The organism is Ideonella sp. (assembly GCF_041287625.1).
GTDB lineage: Bacteria > Pseudomonadota > Gammaproteobacteria > Burkholderiales > Burkholderiaceae_C > Ideonella.
Genome location: NZ_JBGGNH010000021.1, coordinates 77,156 through 94,233, shown reverse-complemented (window position 1 = coordinate 94,233; position 17,078 = coordinate 77,156). Strand labels below are relative to the sequence as shown.

The 17,078-nt window shown below is 65.9% G+C and carries 18 protein-coding genes; all 18 read right to left on the bottom strand.

Annotated features, from left to right (window positions below; translation table 11 throughout):
• Positions 1 to 65: 65 nt before the first annotated feature.
• Positions 66 to 1,154, bottom strand: coding sequence for a DUF1173 family protein (locus ACAH41_RS08585; protein ID WP_325655954.1), 1,089 nt, complete (start codon positions 1,152 to 1,154; stop codon positions 66 to 68).
• Positions 1,155 to 1,164: 10 nt separating this feature from the next.
• Positions 1,165 to 2,307 carry an LPD7 domain-containing protein gene (locus ACAH41_RS08580; protein WP_325655952.1) on the bottom strand — a complete coding sequence of 381 codons (1,143 nt, stop codon included), beginning with the start codon at positions 2,305 to 2,307 and terminating at the stop codon, positions 1,165 to 1,167.
• Positions 2,308 to 2,339: 32 nt separating this feature from the next.
• Positions 2,340 to 2,993 carry an OmpA family protein gene (locus ACAH41_RS08575; protein WP_370538255.1) on the bottom strand — a complete coding sequence of 218 codons (654 nt, stop codon included), beginning with the start codon at positions 2,991 to 2,993 and terminating at the stop codon, positions 2,340 to 2,342.
• 15 nt (positions 2,994 to 3,008) lie between these two features.
• Entirely contained in the window at positions 3,009 to 5,015 is a 2,007-nt protein-coding gene (locus tag ACAH41_RS08570) for a type IV secretory system conjugative DNA transfer family protein (RefSeq protein ID WP_325655947.1), read from the bottom strand.
• Positions 5,012 to 6,097: a P-type DNA transfer ATPase VirB11 gene (gene virB11 / locus ACAH41_RS08565; protein ID WP_325655945.1), complete on the bottom strand. Its 1,086-nt coding sequence runs from the start codon at positions 6,095 to 6,097 to the stop codon at positions 5,012 to 5,014. Before virB11 ends, ACAH41_RS08570 begins: the two co-directional genes overlap by 4 nt.
• Positions 6,094 to 7,557: a type IV secretion system protein VirB10 gene (virB10, locus tag ACAH41_RS08560; RefSeq protein ID WP_325655943.1), complete on the bottom strand. Its 1,464-nt coding sequence runs from the start codon at positions 7,555 to 7,557 to the stop codon at positions 6,094 to 6,096. Before virB10 ends, virB11 begins: the two co-directional genes overlap by 4 nt.
• Positions 7,554 to 8,477, bottom strand: coding sequence for a TrbG/VirB9 family P-type conjugative transfer protein (locus ACAH41_RS08555; protein ID WP_325655941.1), 924 nt, complete (start codon positions 8,475 to 8,477; stop codon positions 7,554 to 7,556). Before ACAH41_RS08555 ends, virB10 begins: the two co-directional genes overlap by 4 nt.
• Positions 8,474 to 9,259 (bottom strand): type IV secretion system protein, encoded by a 786-nt coding sequence (locus tag ACAH41_RS08550; RefSeq protein ID WP_325655939.1) that lies wholly within the window; start codon positions 9,257 to 9,259, stop codon positions 8,474 to 8,476. The genes ACAH41_RS08555 and ACAH41_RS08550 overlap by 4 nt, the downstream gene beginning before the upstream one ends.
• A gap of 66 nt (positions 9,260 to 9,325) precedes the next feature.
• A complete protein-coding gene (locus ACAH41_RS08545; RefSeq protein ID WP_325655937.1) occupies positions 9,326 to 10,030 on the bottom strand; it encodes a type IV secretion system protein in 705 nt (234 codons plus the stop codon).
• Positions 10,031 to 10,056: 26 nt separating this feature from the next.
• Complete coding sequence (locus ACAH41_RS08540) at positions 10,057 to 11,157, bottom strand: type IV secretion system protein (protein ID WP_325655935.1); 1,101 nt, start codon at positions 11,155 to 11,157, stop codon at positions 10,057 to 10,059.
• Positions 11,158 to 11,169: 12 nt separating this feature from the next.
• Positions 11,170 to 11,598 (bottom strand): hypothetical protein, encoded by a 429-nt coding sequence (locus ACAH41_RS08535; protein WP_325655934.1) that lies wholly within the window; start codon positions 11,596 to 11,598, stop codon positions 11,170 to 11,172.
• Positions 11,595 to 14,087, bottom strand: coding sequence for a VirB4 family type IV secretion/conjugal transfer ATPase (locus tag ACAH41_RS08530; protein WP_370538254.1), 2,493 nt, complete (start codon positions 14,085 to 14,087; stop codon positions 11,595 to 11,597). Before ACAH41_RS08530 ends, ACAH41_RS08535 begins: the two co-directional genes overlap by 4 nt.
• Positions 14,071 to 14,403, bottom strand: coding sequence for a VirB3 family type IV secretion system protein (locus tag ACAH41_RS08525; protein WP_325655932.1), 333 nt, complete (start codon positions 14,401 to 14,403; stop codon positions 14,071 to 14,073). The genes ACAH41_RS08530 and ACAH41_RS08525 overlap by 17 nt, the downstream gene beginning before the upstream one ends.
• Before the next feature lie 18 nt (positions 14,404 to 14,421).
• Positions 14,422 to 14,712 carry a TrbC/VirB2 family protein gene (locus ACAH41_RS08520; protein ID WP_141283985.1) on the bottom strand — a complete coding sequence of 97 codons (291 nt, stop codon included), beginning with the start codon at positions 14,710 to 14,712 and terminating at the stop codon, positions 14,422 to 14,424.
• Positions 14,709 to 15,218, bottom strand: a complete 510-nt coding sequence (locus ACAH41_RS08515) for a lytic transglycosylase domain-containing protein (protein ID WP_325655931.1) — start codon at positions 15,216 to 15,218, stop codon at positions 14,709 to 14,711. The genes ACAH41_RS08520 and ACAH41_RS08515 overlap by 4 nt, the downstream gene beginning before the upstream one ends.
• Before the next feature lie 9 nt (positions 15,219 to 15,227).
• Entirely contained in the window at positions 15,228 to 15,791 is a 564-nt protein-coding gene (locus ACAH41_RS08510; RefSeq protein ID WP_325655930.1) for a hypothetical protein, read from the bottom strand.
• A 136-nt stretch (positions 15,792 to 15,927) separates the two neighbouring features.
• Complete coding sequence (locus ACAH41_RS08505; protein ID WP_325655929.1) at positions 15,928 to 16,692, bottom strand: LuxR C-terminal-related transcriptional regulator; 765 nt, start codon at positions 16,690 to 16,692, stop codon at positions 15,928 to 15,930.
• Complete coding sequence (locus ACAH41_RS08500; RefSeq protein ID WP_325655928.1) at positions 16,673 to 17,071, bottom strand: hypothetical protein; 399 nt, start codon at positions 17,069 to 17,071, stop codon at positions 16,673 to 16,675. The genes ACAH41_RS08505 and ACAH41_RS08500 overlap by 20 nt, the downstream gene beginning before the upstream one ends.
• Between the last annotated feature and the right edge of the window lie 7 nt (positions 17,072 to 17,078).

Here is a 17,078-nt window from a genome sequence, read left to right as displayed (position 1 = left end):
GAGACTTCCACCAGTCTGTACCGTTCAATTGTGCAAGAGCGTTGGGTTGGACGCTATGGAGTCCATCAATTGCAGGTATGGCTGTATGGATATCCAGCATTTGGAGTTTCCGGGACGCCGAGCTCATGGAGTGAGCCAGCACACCTGTTGCTGTCACTGATCAGCTGGATGGGCTGAGACCACTTAGGGCCGGCTCGAAGCGGGAGCCAACGTCTATCCACCGGCATCAGTGACAGCGCCGAGATTGCGGGCACGCCGAGGAGGCTGACCCCGAAGGTCGCGATGATCACCATGTGCAGGTCCGGCGCCGCGCCCCACATTGAAAGCTCTGGCTCGAAGCGTTGGCACAGGCGGCGGTACAGCGGCTCGTCCAGCGTAAAGGCCTGATCCGGCACATGCTTGACCGTGGCTTTGGCGCCGAAGCGCGTTGGCACGATCTCCTTGAGCTCCGCGATGAGCAGCATCAGCTGCTGTGCATTTCCCGGCGCGAACGAAGTTCGGGCCCACCGACCAATGCGGCGCGCGTTGATTGCGTCTCGCTCCGCGACACAAAACACCTCCGGCACATAGAGCCGGCTGTACAGCTCAGCATGACCTGCAAATTTCCCTTCTGCCGCCCGCAGGAGATGGCGCCGAACGGTAGCCCACGACCGCTTGCCTTCAAAGCCAGGATGCCAGTGCGTGAGCTCTGCCTGATTCCACAGGTAGTGCAGCAGGTCCCGCATCGACAGCCTGGCGCCGCCGCTCACCGAGCCGCCGTTAAGGCGGCATGGCGCAGAGGCAGTAGGACGGCTGCCGAGCTTGGACAACGAGAAGTCGAGCTTCAGTGTGATGCTGCCGGTGCTCAGGTCTTCGGTGATCGCAGAGCCCAGCGCTTGGTTCAACCCGGAGAACTCCGCTGCGGGATCGTAGGACGGGCAGTCGGGCGAATGGTGGCTGCCCGTGCCTGGCATGCGCTTGACGATGTGGCCATTGGCAAGCCGGGCCACATACATCTCAACGCCTTCTGCCAAGCACATGCAGCGAGGTCGCAGGCGTGCTTCGTACGCGTCGGCGATGGCCGCCACAAGGCCGGGTGATCCGATTTCAAACCGTCGCCCGCCGACCTCGTAGGCCGCAGTCGGCGCCTCCATGTCTCCGGCGGAAGTTTTCACTGGCGTGGCCTCACCGAGCAGGTGCCGGTGCGGCGCGCTCGCGTGAGCGCTGCTGTTCGGGTGTTGGCAAGACAACCGTGCGCTGCGAAGGCGCAGCCTTGTCATAGACCTTGACCTTGGGTGCCTCCCCGTTGCGAGTGCGTTGAGCCAGCTTTTCGGTCGCAGCCGCCATCACGGCTGCACGCTGCTTCTCAGGCACATTCTTGGCGACCAGCACCGCTTCGACGGCAGCCAGTACGGCCTTGCGGCCGCCACTGCCCCTTGCGGAGGGCTTCTCGGCGGAGGCCGCTGCGGCGCCGCTGCTGGCCTCTCGGGCGGGCTCGATGCGATTGACCAGGCGCGCCTCGCGCTCGCGCTTGAGCACCTCCAGGTCGCCCGGGGTCGGGTCGTAGCCCAGGGTCTTCACGCCACGCACCGACGCTTCCAGCCAGACCAGTCGCTTGAAGTCTTCGTTGCCCGAGACGCGCAGCGCCTTCCAGTTGCGGGCCTCGGCCACATCGACCATCGAGCGCGCGACCGACGGGCTGTTGGTGTCCGTGGCCAGCCGGAACGGTGATTCGGTGAACGCCACGCGGGAGCTGTCGCCGCGGAAGCGGTATTCGGTGCGGCCGATGGACACCTCGCCGACGCTCACCGGGGCGCGCTTGATGACGTAGCGCTCCATCAGCGCGGCTTCGAGGCGGGCGACGAGCACAGCGCGTTCGGCTTGGCCTTCCATCCTTGCGGTCGTCTTGACGGTGCCCTGCTCAGGTTTCGGTTGGACCCTGGCGGCGCCGGGCATGGGGGCCACGTTTGCAGCGCCGGGCACCTCATCTCGCGCCGGCAAGGGGTCCAGGGGGCGCTCGGGCTGCGCCGGGTGTTGCTGACCGCGCCGCCACCCACCATCGACTTTCTGGATCGCCGTTCGCTTGCCGTCCTCAGCCACCGCGACGAACCGGGTGATGCCCAGTTGATCGGCCTTGGCCACCATCTCCGGGAGACTGTTGGCCCGGTAGGTGACCTCCGCGAAGGGGTCGCGCAGTTCGAAGCGCTCCGCAGGCTTGCTGTTCGACGCCTGGGAGCGGGAGATGGCCGCGGACGCGCGGCTGGCAGGTTCGACAGTGCCGCCCTGGCCCGGCGTGCTTTGGCTGTCTGATGAGTTGTCTGCATCCATGGCGACCTCGCAATGGTGGGCTGTGTGAGGGATCAGGGCTGGACGACAGCGGTCGCACTCAGTGCGACCGGCAGTGCGCGGTACAGCTCGATCTCGACGCGGCGATTCAGAGCACGGCCACCGGCGCTGGCGTTGTCGGCCACAGGGTCACCTGTCGGCTGGTAGGTGGTACGAATGCGCCCGGGCTCCACGCCTGCCGCAACCAGGTAGTCGCGGACTGCGGCGGCCCTGTCCCTGGCGATGCGGCTCTCGGCTGGCGCATCGCTGGTGCCGTCGGTGCGCCCGCGCAGCAGCACCAGTGGCGATGCCTTGGCCTCCTCGACCAGGGCTGACGTGACATCGGCCGGAATGGCAACGCGCGTGCTGCCGAACTCGAATCGAACGGTGAAGAGGGTGTTTGCCTGGCGCTGCTGACCCGACGGCGCCTGCATGGCGGCAAGGATCTGCTGACGCGCCGCCATGTTTGCCAGCGTGGCGGCAGTCGTTTCCGTCAGGCGCCGGGACTCCGCGGCTGCCAGGCGCGTGTTCTGCAGCTCGTTCTTGCAGACCTGCAGCTCGACGGCTGTCTTCGCGTTGACCGGCCGCCTCTGCGATTCGTCCACCGTCGGCGGCTGCGGCGGCGAACTGCAGGAGGCCAACAGCAGCAGCCAGGGAACGAAGGGCGTGAGGGTGATGCTTGTTCGCATGACGGTGCTCCCGGTTCAAGTGATGTCTGCTCGCTCGAAGATGCATGGATCGTTGATGAGCACGCCGTCTTCGTCTGCAGCGGCCTCGATCAAGCCACCGCTTGCGGCCTGGCCCGCCCTGGGGCCGACGACGAAGTCCAGCACGGCCTCGGCCACTTCGCCTGGCTGCCCGTCGGGCAGCTCAGGCAAACGGCTCATGTCGCAGACGAGTTGCTCGACGTCCAGGCTCTCACCGGACGCCAGTTCATCGTCGGCGTAGCGCCAACGCTCTTGCACGCGTGCGACGTGCAGGTCCATGTTCATGCGCGGCACGGCCGGCGGGGACAGCAGGCGTGAGGTGAAGGCCTTGTCGCGGTGGTAGCGGATCTTCTCGGCGAGGATGGGCTTGCAGTTCTCGAAGATCACCACCAGCCGTTCGCTGCCCAGCTCCTTGAATTCTTGTGGCAGCAACAAGGCTCGGCGCTGCTCGCTTTCGTTGCGGCTCACGCTGCTGTGCCCATGGCCGCCGATGGACCGGCTGCGCCCGCGTGAGGTGGCGCGCTCGGTGAACTGGCCCAGCATGGCGCTGTATTCGTCGGCGTCGCGCTGCTCGCGCGGCGCGAAGAGGATCTGCAAGCCGTGGTTGGTGGCGAAGGTGCGGGCTTCCTTGTCGCCATAGACGGCGTCCAGCTGGGACATGGCCTGCACCACGGTCAGCAGCCGCAAGTTGTAGCCGGCAAGGAAGGCGGCGGCGTTGGTGATGGCGCCCACGCGGCCCATGGCCGTGAACTCGTCATTGACCAGAAGGCACTGCACTGTCAGCGTCGGGTCCTGCTCGGGCAGGTGCTGCGTGTTCAGGTTGACGAGCTGCGAGAAAAACAGGTTGAGCAGCGGCCGGGCGTTGGCCAGCCGGTTCGGCGGGATGCGCACATAGACCGACATGCGACGACGGCGCACGTCCTGGAGCCGGAAGTCGTCGGCGCTCGTGGCCGCATCCACCACGGCATCCGCAAAGATGGTCAGCGGCGCGTTGAAGGTGGCCACCACGCTGGACAGCGTGTTCTCGGAGTTTGACAACAGGCGCTGCAGGGCGTCCGCACACTCGTCGGAGAACGGATTGCCTTCTTCTCGGCGCCGGCTGATCAGGCCGCTCAGGTGCTCTTTAAGCGAGCGGCCCTTGCCCGAGGATTGGCGCAGCATCTCGCCGATGGTGCGTGGCAGGTCTGGCGTTTCGAGCAGCACAAGGCCCAGGCCCAGGAACAGGTTGCGTGCCTGATCGTTGAAGAAGGCTTCCGATGAAGTGCCGCCGCCATCGTTGGGAAAGAAGACCTGCCCAATGGTGAGCAGGTCGCCCACACGGTGTAGCAGGCTGGAGCGCACGGCGGTCAGCGGGTTCCAGCGGTGGCTGCGCGCGTCTTCGTCGAAGGGTGAGAAGGCATAGACGGCTTGGCCATGCGTGGCGCGGTAGCCCGCTGTGATGTCGTAGTTCTCGCCCTTGATGTCGAGCACCACGACCGAGTCGGGCCAGTTCAGCAGGTTGGGGATCACGACACCCACGCCCTTGCCGCTGCGGGTGGGGGCGGACAACATCACCGACAGCTGGCCGGGCAGCGATAGGAATTTGCCGCGGTGCCGGCCGATGAGGATGCCGGGCTGACCGTCGCTGTCGCTGCGGGTCAATCCAGCGCGGTCCACCTCGGAGGGGCAGGCGAAGCGGGCGTCGCCATGCAGCGCGCGGCGCGGCCGTGCTGCGGCGACCAAGCCCGCAGGCAGCAGGATCAGCAGGCCGAACCCCGAGGTGCCGATTGAGAGCTGCAGCTTCTTTCGGAGCTGAGCATCGTCCGCGTACAGGGCCCAGTAGTGCACGACGCTGGCGAAGTGCGCCTGACGCGGGTTGGCCTTGTTCAGCACCAGGAACAGGGCCCCTGCCACGTAGAACGCCGCACAGGCCAACACGACGTAGCCCATGACTGCAAAGCCGCAGGCAGCGACCTTGCGTCCCTTCGGCCATGCAGAAAACGGCAAGGCAGTGACGCTGCTCATGCTGGTGCCACCTGTGCATCCCCTCGGCTGAGCCGCTGGCCGCGGGGCTCATAGAGGATCTCGGAGATGAAGCGGCCGCGCTCGTCGCGATCGAACTGCACGACCACGTCGACCACGACGTTCAGCAGCCACTTGATCTCATTCAAGCGCAGTCCGCCGCCAGCGCCGGTCTCGCGGATCATCAGTGACATCTGCTCAAAGGCCAGCGCGCAGCTGCCGGCATGCACGCTGGTGATGCTGCCTGGGTGGCCAGAGGCTGCGAGGCGCACGAAGTGGAAGCACTCGTCGCCGCGTACCTCGGCCAGGAAGATGCGGTCCGGCTTCATGCGCAGGCAGGCCTCCAGCAGCGACTTGGCCGTCACGCGGGCCGTTCCCTGTGCGTCCTTGCTGTAGAAGAGGTGCACCACGTTCGGGTGGTTGGGCAGCGTCAGCTCGGCGGTGTCCTGGATCGTGATCAGCCGCTCATGCCTGGGTACTTCCTCGACCAGGCCCTTCATGAAGGTGGTCTTGCCCGAGCCGGTCTTGCCGCTGACGACGATCGTCTGGTGGGTACGCACCGCCAGCCGCAGGAATTCGGCGCAGCGGCCGGCGTCCTTCAGTGCCACCAGTTCGCGCTCGAAAGGCTGCAGTTCGGCGTTCGCCGTGCGCGCCACTGTGGCTGTGCGCTCGAACAGGCCTTCGCGCTCGAAGTCGTCCAGCCGCTTGATCAGTTGCGACGGCTTGCGCACCGTGACCGACACCGTGCCGCGCGGCACCGCAGGCGGGATCACAAACTGGATGCGTTCGCCGCTGGGCAGCGTGGCCGACAGCAGCGGCCGCTCCTGGTTGACCTGCTGGTCGCAGAAGGTGGCCACGGCTGTGGCCAGCGACAGGCAGCGCTCCTGCGTCATCTCCGGCGCAGGCACCGTTTGCCAACCACGCACCGTCTCGACCAGCAGCTCGCCCGGCCGGTTGATGCAGACCTCCAGCACGCCGGGTGCATCGAGCTGATCGCGCAACGGGCGCAGGAACTCGACCACCGAGGTCGCGTCACCGCACCAGCCTTCGCCCAGGGTTTCGTGCTCACAGGTGTGCGGGTTCATGGCGCCACCTCGCGTGCCAGCTCGCTGGCGGTGGGCCTCAGCGCGTACACCGACGAGAAGTCCACGTCCCGAGCGACGTAGATGCCAACGATGCCGCCTTGATTCTGGTAGATCAGCGGCGGGATGTTGATGGTGCTGTCGAGCACCTTCTCGGCCAGCTTGTTGGTGTTGGCCGTCGTGGACGGCAGCACGACGGTGTTGGCTTGGCCGCCGCTGTCACCTTCGTTGGCCTGGTTTTGGATGAGCAGCTTGACCGAGTCGTCGATCAAGGACAGCAGCATGGCCGCGCCGATGCGCTCGCCCCATCGGTTGTCGACGTAGCCGTCAATGCCGGACTCGCCCAGCTGACCCGTGCCGGGGGAGTCGATGTCGACCGTGACGCCCAACGGCGTGCGGATGCGGGTCCACAGCACAGGAATGCGCACAGTGCCGGGTTTCACGGCTGCGACGCGGTATTCGCCATCCATGTGCGAGCCACGTTCGATCAACAGCACGCGCCCGTCGTCGCTGAAGACGTTGCGCTGCACCTGGCAGCCGACCAGGCCGGATGCGGCGCTGATCACCTTGGTCTTGAGCGCACAGGTGAAGGCGGTGCCCTTGGGCAGCGTGAGGCTTCGCTTGCCGAGCATCGAGGCGGCCACCTTGGGCGTGGCGGAGGCTTGCAGCTGGCCGCCGAACAGCCCAGCGCCGGCAGAGGGGCCACCAACGGGGGCCGTGCCGGCCATCGGCGGCCCGCCGAGAAGGGCTCCCGACGGCGTCTGGCCGGTCGCCTGGCCTGTGGCCAGTGCTGCGGACTTGGTCATGTTGTCGAGCAGGCCCTGGAGCTGGCGCTGGTAGCCCTGCAAGTTGCGCGAGGTTGCGGCCATTGGATCGATCGGGCCAGCAGCATCGGGCGAAGTCGCGCCGTCTTGAGCAGGGGGCGCGGCTGTATCCGCCTTTCGGTTGAGTGCGCCCGGGCGGGAGGTGACCAGCAGGACAGGGGCGTCCTGCGGCGACGCCATCTTCGGACCGCCTGACGCGGCGTCACCGGATCCTGTCCGCCGGACGCCGATGGGCTCGGCGAGTTCTTCGGCCGTCGGGGTCAGGGCCGGGATGCGCGGCGCCGTGGCCGCCAACGCGCTCGCTGCGGGTGCGGCAGGCATCTCGAGCTTGCGCGGCTCGGCCGTGGCCGCCGTTGGCTTGTTCTTCACCAGCATTGCCGCTGCGTCGTCGGCCTTCCTGCCACTGGCCGACAGGCGCTGGATCGTCAAGGCGGCGACGGCGACCAGCGAACCCATCAGCAGCGCGACGGCCAGCAAGCCCTTCTTCGACATCGACACGCGCGGCCTGGCGGCGACGTTGGGAATGCCGGCCTCGCCGGGCAGTGGTGAGATCGTGTGGCCGTCAGCTTCGGCATCCGCACTGGCATCGGCGCCGAGTTCAGGATCGCCGTTGTCGCTCGGGTTGGCGTCGCGCTTCATGGCGTCACTCCTCTGTGCGTGCTGGTGGCCGCAGCGGCGTGGCCACCGGTGTCGTCCTTGAGCACGCGCTGCACGCCTGGCACGGTGGTGCCATCAGCTGGCGGTCTGCCATCCAGGTCGAAGGCCTCGTTCCAGAGGCCGACGACAGCCGCGCCCGCGCGCAGCATCAGCCGCCGGCTGACGCGGTCCAGCACGAGCAGGTCGTCTTCCATGCGTGCGTTGACCAGCGTCTCGCTGCCATCGCCCAGGACATGGAACACGGCCGGGACCTCGCGATTGCCTGGAAAGCGCAGGTAGGTGAAACGGCCATCGTCGAAGACCAGCGTCGGCACGATGTCCTGCGAGCCGTCGCCTTCGGCAACCGAATATCGGGTGTTCATCACCTGCGGCTTGGCCTGCAGCCGTTCGGCGACGACTTGTTCAGGGGGCAATGGCGGCGGCACGGCTGGCAGTGCGATCAGGGGCACCGTCTCGCGCTGCGTGAGCCGAGCAACAGGCATCACCTGGACCGGCGCCCTGACCACCAGCCGGTACACCGGCGGCTTGGGGTCGCCATCGGCCAGCACGACAAAGCGGAAGGCATGCGTTCTGCGGTCGGTGACAACGGCCAGGTTGTTCGCCGCGCTGGCCGAACTCTTGGCCTTGACGAAGATGTTCCGGCCGCCGGCTTGCGCAGCAACGCACCATGCGGCTTCGGCCTTTGCACAGTCGCCGCCGAGGCCCGCCGCTACTTCGGTAATCGACTCGTTGGCGTCGAGAACGACCAGGGTGACGACGCCACGCTTGACGGGGACTGTCACCACCGCGTGCGGGTCGTAGATCACTTCGCGGAGGCGAGGATCTGCGGGCTCCGGGGCGGCCAGGGCCGGGCCGCACATGGCCAGTCCAGTGATCACTGTCAGCCAGGTGCAGGCTTTCATGGCTTGATCTCCGCTGCGGTCGTGTTGATCTCCGGATCGGACCGATACGCGGTGACGACGAAGCCAAACGGGTTCTCGATTCGGTCGCGCTCCTTGGCCAGCACCCTGGGCTGGTATTGGAAGTTGACGCTGGCCACGTGCCGCGTGGTGACCTCAGGCAGCTTGCGCTCCGTCAGGCGCACGACCTTGTCGTAGGTGACGGTCGCCTGGCCTTTGCTGCCGCTTCGAGCGGAGGCGGTCAGGCGCACGCCGATGACGTTGATGCGCCAATCCTCAGCAGGGCCAATCCGCTTCTGCAGGGCACCGTCGCCCTCGAACTGACGGTTGTAGTCGGCGAACACGGCTGGCACCGCCATTCGGGCCACTTGGTCGAAGTCGCGCTGCAGGAAGGTCCAGCTGTAGCCCTCCCTGGCGCGCACGAACGTGGCGAGGTTGTGCTTGTCGAGCGCCTCCATCGGCGGGATGGTCTCGACGTCCAGCCGCTGCTGGATCGTGGCTTCGCCGGTGACCCGGTCGACGACGATGGGGATCTCGACCACACGGCGGAGTGGGCCCTGGACGAAGACGGCTGCGATGCCGATGAAGCCCAGCGTGAGGCCGGCGATGGCCACCCACCAGGCCCGTCGCTCGGAGCGTTCGAGCATCACCGCCCGGTCGAGCTCCCACGCCCGATTGGCGTCGATCACAGCCTGCTCCGCGGTGGCCTCGGCACCGTCGTGTGCTGTGCTGAGGGGGCGATCAGGCAATGCAGCGGCGATTCCTGGCGTCAGGACGGCACTCATGGTGGGACCTCAGTTGGACTGCGTGCGGGCCTTGGGGGCAGGACGCAGTGGTTCAGGGATCAGGCATCAGGGCAGGTAGTCGGACACCTTCCCGGTTCGGACGAGCATCTGGTACTGGCGTTCGCGCTCTCGCGACCGTGCGATGCGCTCCTCGCTGTCGGCCATGCCTTGCAGCATCTGCAGTTGAGACATCTCGTGGGCAAGGAGTGCGTCTTCGGCGCCGACGCGGGCCTGGATCTCCTGCACGGCCTTCTGATCCGTGGTGGCGTTGATCTGGCCCATCAGCGACTGGATCTGAGACAAGCGCCCTGCGGCCGACTTCATCGCATCCTGCAGCATGCCCTTGTACTGATACGGCTGGGCCAGCGACGCCTGGCAGCTGGTGCGGGCGTCGCCGCTCAGGTCCATGCAGTTGTAGACCATGCCCTCGTCGCGCAGCGCCTTGGAGGTGGCGCTCAGGCCGGCGTATCCCGACGAGTTGATGGCGTTGATGTAGGTATAGGCCTCGGCCGGCACGTAGTTCTGCAGCATCGGGTTATTGAAGACGTTGCCGAGGTTGCGGATGCCGTTGATGCTGTTGAGCTGGCCCTGCAACTGGGTGATCTGTTGCACCTGGTTGTCTATTGCAGTGATGTCGTTGAGGACCTGCTGGACGGTCTGGGTCAGGTTGGCGGCATCGAAGACCGGGATGCCCTGCGCTCGGGCATTGTTGGCGCCGAAGACGCTCGCAGCGACGCAGGCGGCGGCAGCGACTTTGAGACAAGTGGGCATGGTGAGGCTCCTGTTCCGGTTGGCGATCACGCCCGACCGCGCAATGCGGCGAGCTTGTAGGCAGCGACTCGCACCGCGCCGTAACCCTGGCGTGCCAATGCGCCGGCCCCGCCGGCCATGGCTCCCGCAGCGCGACCAGTGGCAGCGGCAGCGGCGCCGGCGGCCTGGCCAGCCGCAAAGGGCAGGCCGGCGCCTGCGCGAACGACACCGCCGGCAGCACCCGCGCCACCTTCACCCCTTGCAGACGACGCGGAGCGCAGGCCCGAGACCATCAGGGCGTTCTGGATCATCTGCATGCCCTGCTGGACTGCTGCCCCGCCTGTCAGTGCGGAGGCGAGGCTGGGCGCCTGGAAGCAGATAATGGCCATGAGGACCATCAGCACGCAGTAGCGCGTGGCCTCGCCCAGGACGTTGAACGTGGCTCCCAGGAATCCCCCGCCGTCAATGATCGCCTTGAACATGGCAGCTCCCATGTACGTGCTCAGGCCGAGGGCAAAGAAGGCGAACCAGGTGAGCACCACAGAGTTGAGGACCATCGACAACCAGCTGTCGAAGAATCGTGTGGTGGGCCGCCAAGCAAGGCAGAGAATGAACAGAGGCCCGACCGCAATCACGAACGTCAGGAACAGCTTGGCCAACGTCACCACGAAGAGCCCAATGCAGAGGAAGCAGACCGAGCCGATGGAAAAGATCGCGGCGGCCAGAACCAGGTCCAGGCGGAACATACCGGCCTCTTTCATGATGTCTGCTACCTGAGCGCTGGCGTCGTCGTTGAACTTGTCGAGCAGTGCATAGGGCGTGGAGACAGTCGCCGGATCGACGCCGGACGGAACGAAGGTCGATGCAACCCCCATTGCCAAGGCATTGGCGCTGTCCGACACGTTCGAGATGTAAAAGCCGGACTGGAGCGCGAAGGCCAGGACCAAGCCGATCTTGAAGACCTTCCACATGAAGGTGGGCAAGGTCTCGGAGACCTCGTTTCGCAGTACGGCCCAGCCGTACAAGGCCACCCATAACGTCATCGCTGTCAGCGCGACCGGTGCGATGGCAGTCATGAGGGTCGAGACCACGCTGAGCACGTAGGTGCTGAGGATAGCGTCGAACTTGGCACCGACCCAGGCAAACATGGCATTGATCTCCTACTGAACGGCGTCAAACGGAAGGTTGGCGGGTGGCCGCGCAAACATGTTCACGCACTTGCTACCCAAGTCAGGAAATTGGCATTGAAGCCAGTTGTTGCCGGACTTGACCACCCAAAGGCGGGAGTGCCTCGTCGTTCCGTACGTGGACTTGCGGCAGGTGCCCGGCCGGGCATAGGCCTCGGTGCACTCCACAAGTCCATCGTTGGTCTCGACCATGTGCCAGGGTCCTGCGTTGCATCCCGCGTCTGCGTCGCAGCGCTTCGTGCTTCGGATCGGACCAGTTGACGGAAGGGGGGCGGTTTCAACGCGCTTACTCCCATCAGGCATCACCTTGACAGCCTCGTTGCCCTTCACGAACTGGGCGCCGGCAGTGGTGGCGGCAAGTGCGATCGCGATCACTGCAGCGAGATGACGAACAGCGTTCATGCGGCTCTCCTGGAGGTTCGAAACTTGCGATCCTGAACCTCGGCGAGCAGGACGGGAAGCCATTGAAACGGATCGTTGCCGTGTCGTTCGCGCACCGCATCGAGCAGGGCCACGTTGTCGGTGGTGGCCGACAGCACAGTGATGAAATCCTCCAGCCCCGCGAGGTCCAACTCGCAGATCGCACTGGCATGGCCCTGCTTGACGAGGAAGCGCCGGCCGCCTTGTGCGCCGAGGCTGCGCACGATGTCGAACTCGGCCTGCGTCAGCCCGAAGCCGTCGACGTATTCCTCGCGCACCGCTTCCGGATTGGCGAGGAAAATTTTTGTCACGCTCTGCTCGATCATCGTGCGGCCGATGGGGTGGCGCAGCACGTCGGACGGACTCTGTGTGTCGAAGATGCCCAGGCCGTTCTGCTTGCGGATCGTCTTCTGCTTTTGCTTGGCGAAGTCGCTGAAAATCTCGTGGTCGAGCGCCTTCCAGAACTCGGAGATGACGTAGATCAACCGTTCACCGTTGACGAGCTCTTCCATCACCTGCAGCAGGTACATCATCACCGGCGTGCGAACTTCGGGCAGGTCGAGGAACTCAGTGGTGTCGAAGCCGATGACTGATGCGGCGTCGAGGTCGAGCAGCTGATCGTCGGCCAGGTCGAACACCCACCCGAGCGCGCCTCCTTGGCACCAGCGGCCGAGCCGCTCGAACAGACTGTTCTCGCCCGCCTTCGGCAAGTTCTGGCGCACGGTCGAGAAGCGGCGCAGCGGCGCCGGCATCATTGCCACGGCCTTGACGGCATCGGCGATGGCCCGCTCGTCGGCCGGCAGCAGCGGCATGCTCGGCGTGCCGATGCAGGTGCGGATCAACTGTTCCCAGAACTGGATGCGCGCCGGTGTCGGCTCGCGCTGCAATGGATTGCAACCCGTGGGCTTGCCCGCTTCGAGCGTGAAGTAGCGGCCACCCAGGGCCCGGATCGCGATCTCGCAGCCACGGTCCAGGTCGAACAGCACGAGCCTCGGCGCGGGGTGCCATTTGCGCGTGAGCGTCAGAAGGAACATCTCCAGCGTCGTCTTGCCCACACCGGTCGAGCCGATGATCAGCGTGTTGCCGGGCAGCTTCTTGTCTGCCGAGTCCTCGCCTTCGGGGCTGCTGTGCAGGTTCAGGTAAAACGGTTGACCTGAGGGCGTGCGCAGCAGGGCCAGCGCCTCGCCCCAGGGATTGCCCTCGCGCTTGCCGCGGGCGAAGTTGTGGGCACTGGCGAGTGCCGCAAAGGCGCGCGAGGACAGCTTCGCATCCCGGGGCCGCCACTGCCAGTTGCCTGGCATCTGGGCGAACCAGGCGGCGTCGGCCACCAGGTCCACTGGCGACATCTGCAGGCTGGAGGCTTCACCGATTGCGCCGATGGCTTGCGAAGCCCGGCGGCCGGCATCCGCCACGCTCTCCCCGAACACGACCAGGCTGTAGTGGTACTCGCCCATGCAGAACTGGCCGTCGCCGAGTTCGTTCAGCGCCACGTCCATCTCGGCCACCTGGCTGGCCACCACGTCATCACTGGCGATGAGCTGGTCGCGCTGCAGTTCGAGCGAGCGCATCGCCTCCCGGCGCGGCAGGATGGAGAAGCTTTGCGTCTCGATGAACTCGCTGGCCTCGTAGAGCAGCGCGTTGAGGATGCCTGGCTCAACCGCGTCGGCGTACTCCTTGATGTCCACCAAGGCGGCATAGCGCCGCTGATGGCCGTGCCGCAGTTCGAGCTTGTCCCCGCCGAAAGACAGCCGGGCCGTTGGCAGCAAACGGTAGAGCGGCCCCGCCGTCATCGGAATGGGCCGCCAGCGGCCGTTGACCAGGTAGCCGAGGAATTCGGCCAGTTCGGAGTAGGTCCGGCCGCGGTGCTCGCGCTTGCCGAGCAACTGAGGGCCAAAGCCACGCAGCACCCGGCCCACCAATGCGCTGCGCTCCTCCATGATCCGCATTGCCTCGCTTTGCGCTTCGGCGATGGCGGCACGCGTGCGCTGCGTCGACTGCAGGGCGCGGCTCACGCGCGACACATTGGGCCGGTACACCAGCGTCAGGTAGAGCTCGTTGCTCATCATCCGCTGCTCGCCGAGCTTGGCCTGATAGGCGATGGACAGGTCTCTGGCGAAGCCGGGCTGCGCCGGGTCTTGCAGACTGTCGCTGGCGACCCGGTGCAGGCGGTGCGTCCACAGCGCCCACTGGCCGCCGGCCAGGTTGCGCAGCAGGCTGCACAAGGCCTCGTGCCGCTCGCTGATCTGGTGCTCATCGGCGCACTCAAAGGCCACGCCGTCCAGGCGCCACACGCGGAGGTAGTCACCACCCCGTGTGATGACGTCGTGCGGGCTGAGCAGCGACGAAAACGGGATGAAGCGGGCCAGTGGGTTCTCAGTCCGGGCCTGCGCCCAGTATCGGGGCCGCGAAGCCACGCGAGCATCGCGGCCCGGCCGCGCGTTGGAGGCGTTGCCTCTAGACATGCCAAGCATCGCGATTGCTCCGGTAGAGGGTGGGCGCGTAGCTGCGCGCGTGCCACAAGCGGCGGTTGCGGTCATGAAGGCGCAGCTTCATGGCAACAAACATTTGCCGAAAGCGCTGGTCGTCCTTGGCGGTCACAAGGCGCATCCACAGCAGCGCAGGCACGAAGGCAGCCACCACCCCGAGGGCAATCCACCAGCTCACCAGGATGCCGCCCCAGATGACCAGCAGCATTCCCGTGCCAAACAGCACCACCAGTGGCACCAGCGGGATGCCCAGCTTCATGGCCGGGCGCGTGGCGCCCTTGTAGATGGCTTCGACTTGCATGGTCTGGCCCGTCGTCGCTCAGCTGACGATGTAGCTGGCGAAGGCCGCCGCGCCGCCGACGAAGGTGCCGCCGATCAGCACGTTGGACACGTCGGCCAGGCGGGCCCCCTGAAAGATCATCTTGAAGCCGGCCCAGATGATGGCAATGGTCACCACCGCGATCGAGATCGTCACCAGGATCGCGTTGACGTTCATCACTGTGGTGTTGATCTTGTCGAAGCCGTCGGCCAAGGCCAGCTGCGAGGCTGTTTGCGACAGCAGGGCGGCCAGCACCGGTGCAGCGCGGCGGCTCAATGCGAGGGGTTTCATGTCTTCTCCTTGGGTTGGGTGGTTGAAGCGGGACGTGAGGCGGTGACCGCGGCTGTCACGACCCTGCGCACGTAGCCGTGGTGAAAGCCGGTGACGAAATTGCCGCTGTAGTAGCAGGACAAGGCCTGTCGCAAGGCTGCCTGGTTGACCACCGTTGCTGTGGCCGGTGTGCGTGTGCGGTTGAAGCATTCGGCCAGCACGGTCTGCATGGCGGTCAGGTTGGTGCAGGGCTCGAAGGCCGACTCGACCGTCAGGCCCAGGCGCTCGAAGTTGCCGATGTTGATCTGGCCGAGACCGACGCTGAAGTTCCAGCCAGCAGCTCGCAGGGCCCGAGCTGTGGCCAGGGCTTCTGCGCGGTGCCGCGGCTGGTGCACCAGAGCCCCGCCGACCACGCCGATCGCCCAGGGGTTGAAGGCGCTCTCGACGCTGACCAGGGCCTGCGCGGTGGCAGGATGCACCTGCGGTGCACAGGCCAGTGCCAGCGCGAAGAAGGCGGACGCATCCATGATTTGGACTCAGTTGCCCGGTTCGACTGGCGGCGGCGGCAACGAGGCGAGCCAGGCGGCGTAATCGTCGTCGAACCGCGGATCCCAGGTGCCGAGCTGTGCTTTCGCGGTCGGGCTGAACTCGGTCACCGTGTCGCCGCTCATTGACCACCAGGTACGGGTGAAGGACTCTCCGTTGATCGAGACCGAGACAGCGCCGGTGTAGTCGCAGGTGTAGACAGGGCCGATGTCGCTCTCGAAGACCCGCGTGTACTGCGGCGGGCAGTAGCTCGGCGCGCTGGCCCAGGCGTTGTTGGCTGAATTCCCCCCACCGGCCATGCTGCAGGTCGGGAACGGCTTGCCGAAGGCCAAGTCATGCAAGACCTGCTTGATGGGTGGTACGCACTGCGGGATCGAGTGCCAGCTGGGCGCGGCGAAGCAGAGCAGCACGAGGCAGCCGTCGACCGCATGGGCCGGACCTGCGACGAAGGCACCGGTGATGGCTGCGACGGTCGCCAGCACCGAGGCGGTCCAGCGTTGGCGCAACGGGAAGCTCGACGGCGAGGAAAGGCTGGCGGCCATTGCAATGGTCATGTCGCGGCTCCTTCAGAGGCTGCGAGGCAGCCTCGGGAAGCCCGGCGCCTTGCATTGAGTTCACTCTATTCGCAGAATCCGTGAGAGCGACTGCTTCAAATGCGCGAATTTCTTGCGCGCCGGCTACGGGCTTGTCTCAGAGCAACCCATATCGCCTGCACAACCAGACCGCATCGCGGCGACTGGCCACTCCAAGCCGCACGTTGAGCCGATGAAAACGGCAGTCGATGGTCTTTGGCTCCGTGTTCAAGGCTGATGCAATTTGCTTTGAACCCTGCCCAAGCGACTCGCGACGCAGCAGTTCGAGGTCACGGTCCGTCAGATGAGCGCGTTGAATGAGTTCATCGCGTCCGCGACGCTGGAACCAGTCCGTCAACCCCAAAGCCAGTGCACGGTAGATCGGCATGAGGCGGCTGATGGCGTCGAGGCAATGCGCATCCTCGCCCGCCAGCATCAGGAGGCCGAGCGCGTCAGAATCTTGCGGAAGCGGCGCAGGAATCAGCCAGACCGCCCTCGCAAGCGTGCTGTGGTCGGCGTCTTGGTCGTCCGCCTCTCGCTCATCAAGGGACTGCTGAACGAGCAGGGGTTCGCTCGTTCGCGCAGCATGGGCCAACCAGTTGTGTGGACCGCTGTGCAGCTGCCTCAGCGCGCTTGCGGTCCAGTCCGGGTCCAGGGCTGCGACGGATCGGTACCAGCCATGTTCGCCGTCTGAAATCGCCCAGACGAACAGTGCTGCGCTTGCACCGCCCGTCTGTGCGGCCAGCTCCAGCGCAGAGATGACGCTCGCCAGGTCGGCGAAGTCCAGCGAGGCGGCCAACTCGCAAAGCTCGAATGCCGCAGTGGGAGAAGCGGAAGGCGGAGCTTCGCCGCGCCGGTCGGCGTCATCGAGCGAGGTTGCCATGCGCAAACCTCCGCAGTTCGTCATGCGCGACCGGGTGATCGAATTTGGTTGGCGCGTTGACGAGCCACTGTTCGAACTCGGCCAAGCTGTGAATGACGAAGCACTCCTCCAATGCCGTGCCGGTGTGCAGCCAGGTGCTCAGTTGGACTTGCAGGCCGGCGGGATCAGCGCCCACGACGAGTTCGAGCCAGCCGTACTTGGAGGTCCACGATGCACGGACATGACGTAAATCGCGGGTGAACGATGCGACCGCTGGGCGGACAGACGGATCGGATGCAAATCGCTGTCGTCCCGCAGGCGTTCGACGCCCATTACGATGGCGATCGAAAGCAGGGCTGTCGGTCGAATGCTTCTTGGCTCGTGACTGCGACGTGCTCATGGCGGCG

Coding starts and splice junctions, on each gene's coding strand:
- ACAH41_RS08580 (WP_325655952.1), bottom strand. CDS start 2,307: ATGGATGCAGACAACTCATCAGACAGCCAAAGCACGCCGGGCCAGGGC.
- ACAH41_RS08575 (WP_370538255.1), bottom strand. CDS start 2,993: ATGCGAACAAGCATCACCCTCACGCCCTTCGTTCCCTGGCTGCTGCTG.
- ACAH41_RS08570 (WP_325655947.1), bottom strand. CDS start 5,015: ATGAGCAGCGTCACTGCCTTGCCGTTTTCTGCATGGCCGAAGGGACGC.
- virB11 (WP_325655945.1), bottom strand. CDS start 6,097: ATGAACCCGCACACCTGTGAGCACGAAACCCTGGGCGAAGGCTGGTGC.
- virB10 (WP_325655943.1), bottom strand. CDS start 7,557: ATGAAGCGCGACGCCAACCCGAGCGACAACGGCGATCCTGAACTCGGC.
- ACAH41_RS08555 (WP_325655941.1), bottom strand. CDS start 8,477: ATGAAAGCCTGCACCTGGCTGACAGTGATCACTGGACTGGCCATGTGC.
- ACAH41_RS08550 (WP_325655939.1), bottom strand. CDS start 9,259: ATGAGTGCCGTCCTGACGCCAGGAATCGCCGCTGCATTGCCTGATCGC.
- ACAH41_RS08545 (WP_325655937.1), bottom strand. CDS start 10,030: ATGCCCACTTGTCTCAAAGTCGCTGCCGCCGCCTGCGTCGCTGCGAGC.
- ACAH41_RS08540 (WP_325655935.1), bottom strand. CDS start 11,157: ATGTTTGCCTGGGTCGGTGCCAAGTTCGACGCTATCCTCAGCACCTAC.
- ACAH41_RS08535 (WP_325655934.1), bottom strand. CDS start 11,598: ATGAACGCTGTTCGTCATCTCGCTGCAGTGATCGCGATCGCACTTGCC.
- ACAH41_RS08530 (WP_370538254.1), bottom strand. CDS start 14,087: ATGCTTGGCATGTCTAGAGGCAACGCCTCCAACGCGCGGCCGGGCCGC.
- ACAH41_RS08525 (WP_325655932.1), bottom strand. CDS start 14,403: ATGCAAGTCGAAGCCATCTACAAGGGCGCCACGCGCCCGGCCATGAAG.
- ACAH41_RS08520 (WP_141283985.1), bottom strand. CDS start 14,712: ATGAAACCCCTCGCATTGAGCCGCCGCGCTGCACCGGTGCTGGCCGCC.
- ACAH41_RS08515 (WP_325655931.1), bottom strand. CDS start 15,218: ATGGATGCGTCCGCCTTCTTCGCGCTGGCACTGGCCTGTGCACCGCAG.
- ACAH41_RS08510 (WP_325655930.1), bottom strand. CDS start 15,791: ATGACCATTGCAATGGCCGCCAGCCTTTCCTCGCCGTCGAGCTTCCCG.
- ACAH41_RS08505 (WP_325655929.1), bottom strand. CDS start 16,692: ATGGCAACCTCGCTCGATGACGCCGACCGGCGCGGCGAAGCTCCGCCT.
- ACAH41_RS08500 (WP_325655928.1), bottom strand. CDS start 17,071: ATGAGCACGTCGCAGTCACGAGCCAAGAAGCATTCGACCGACAGCCCT.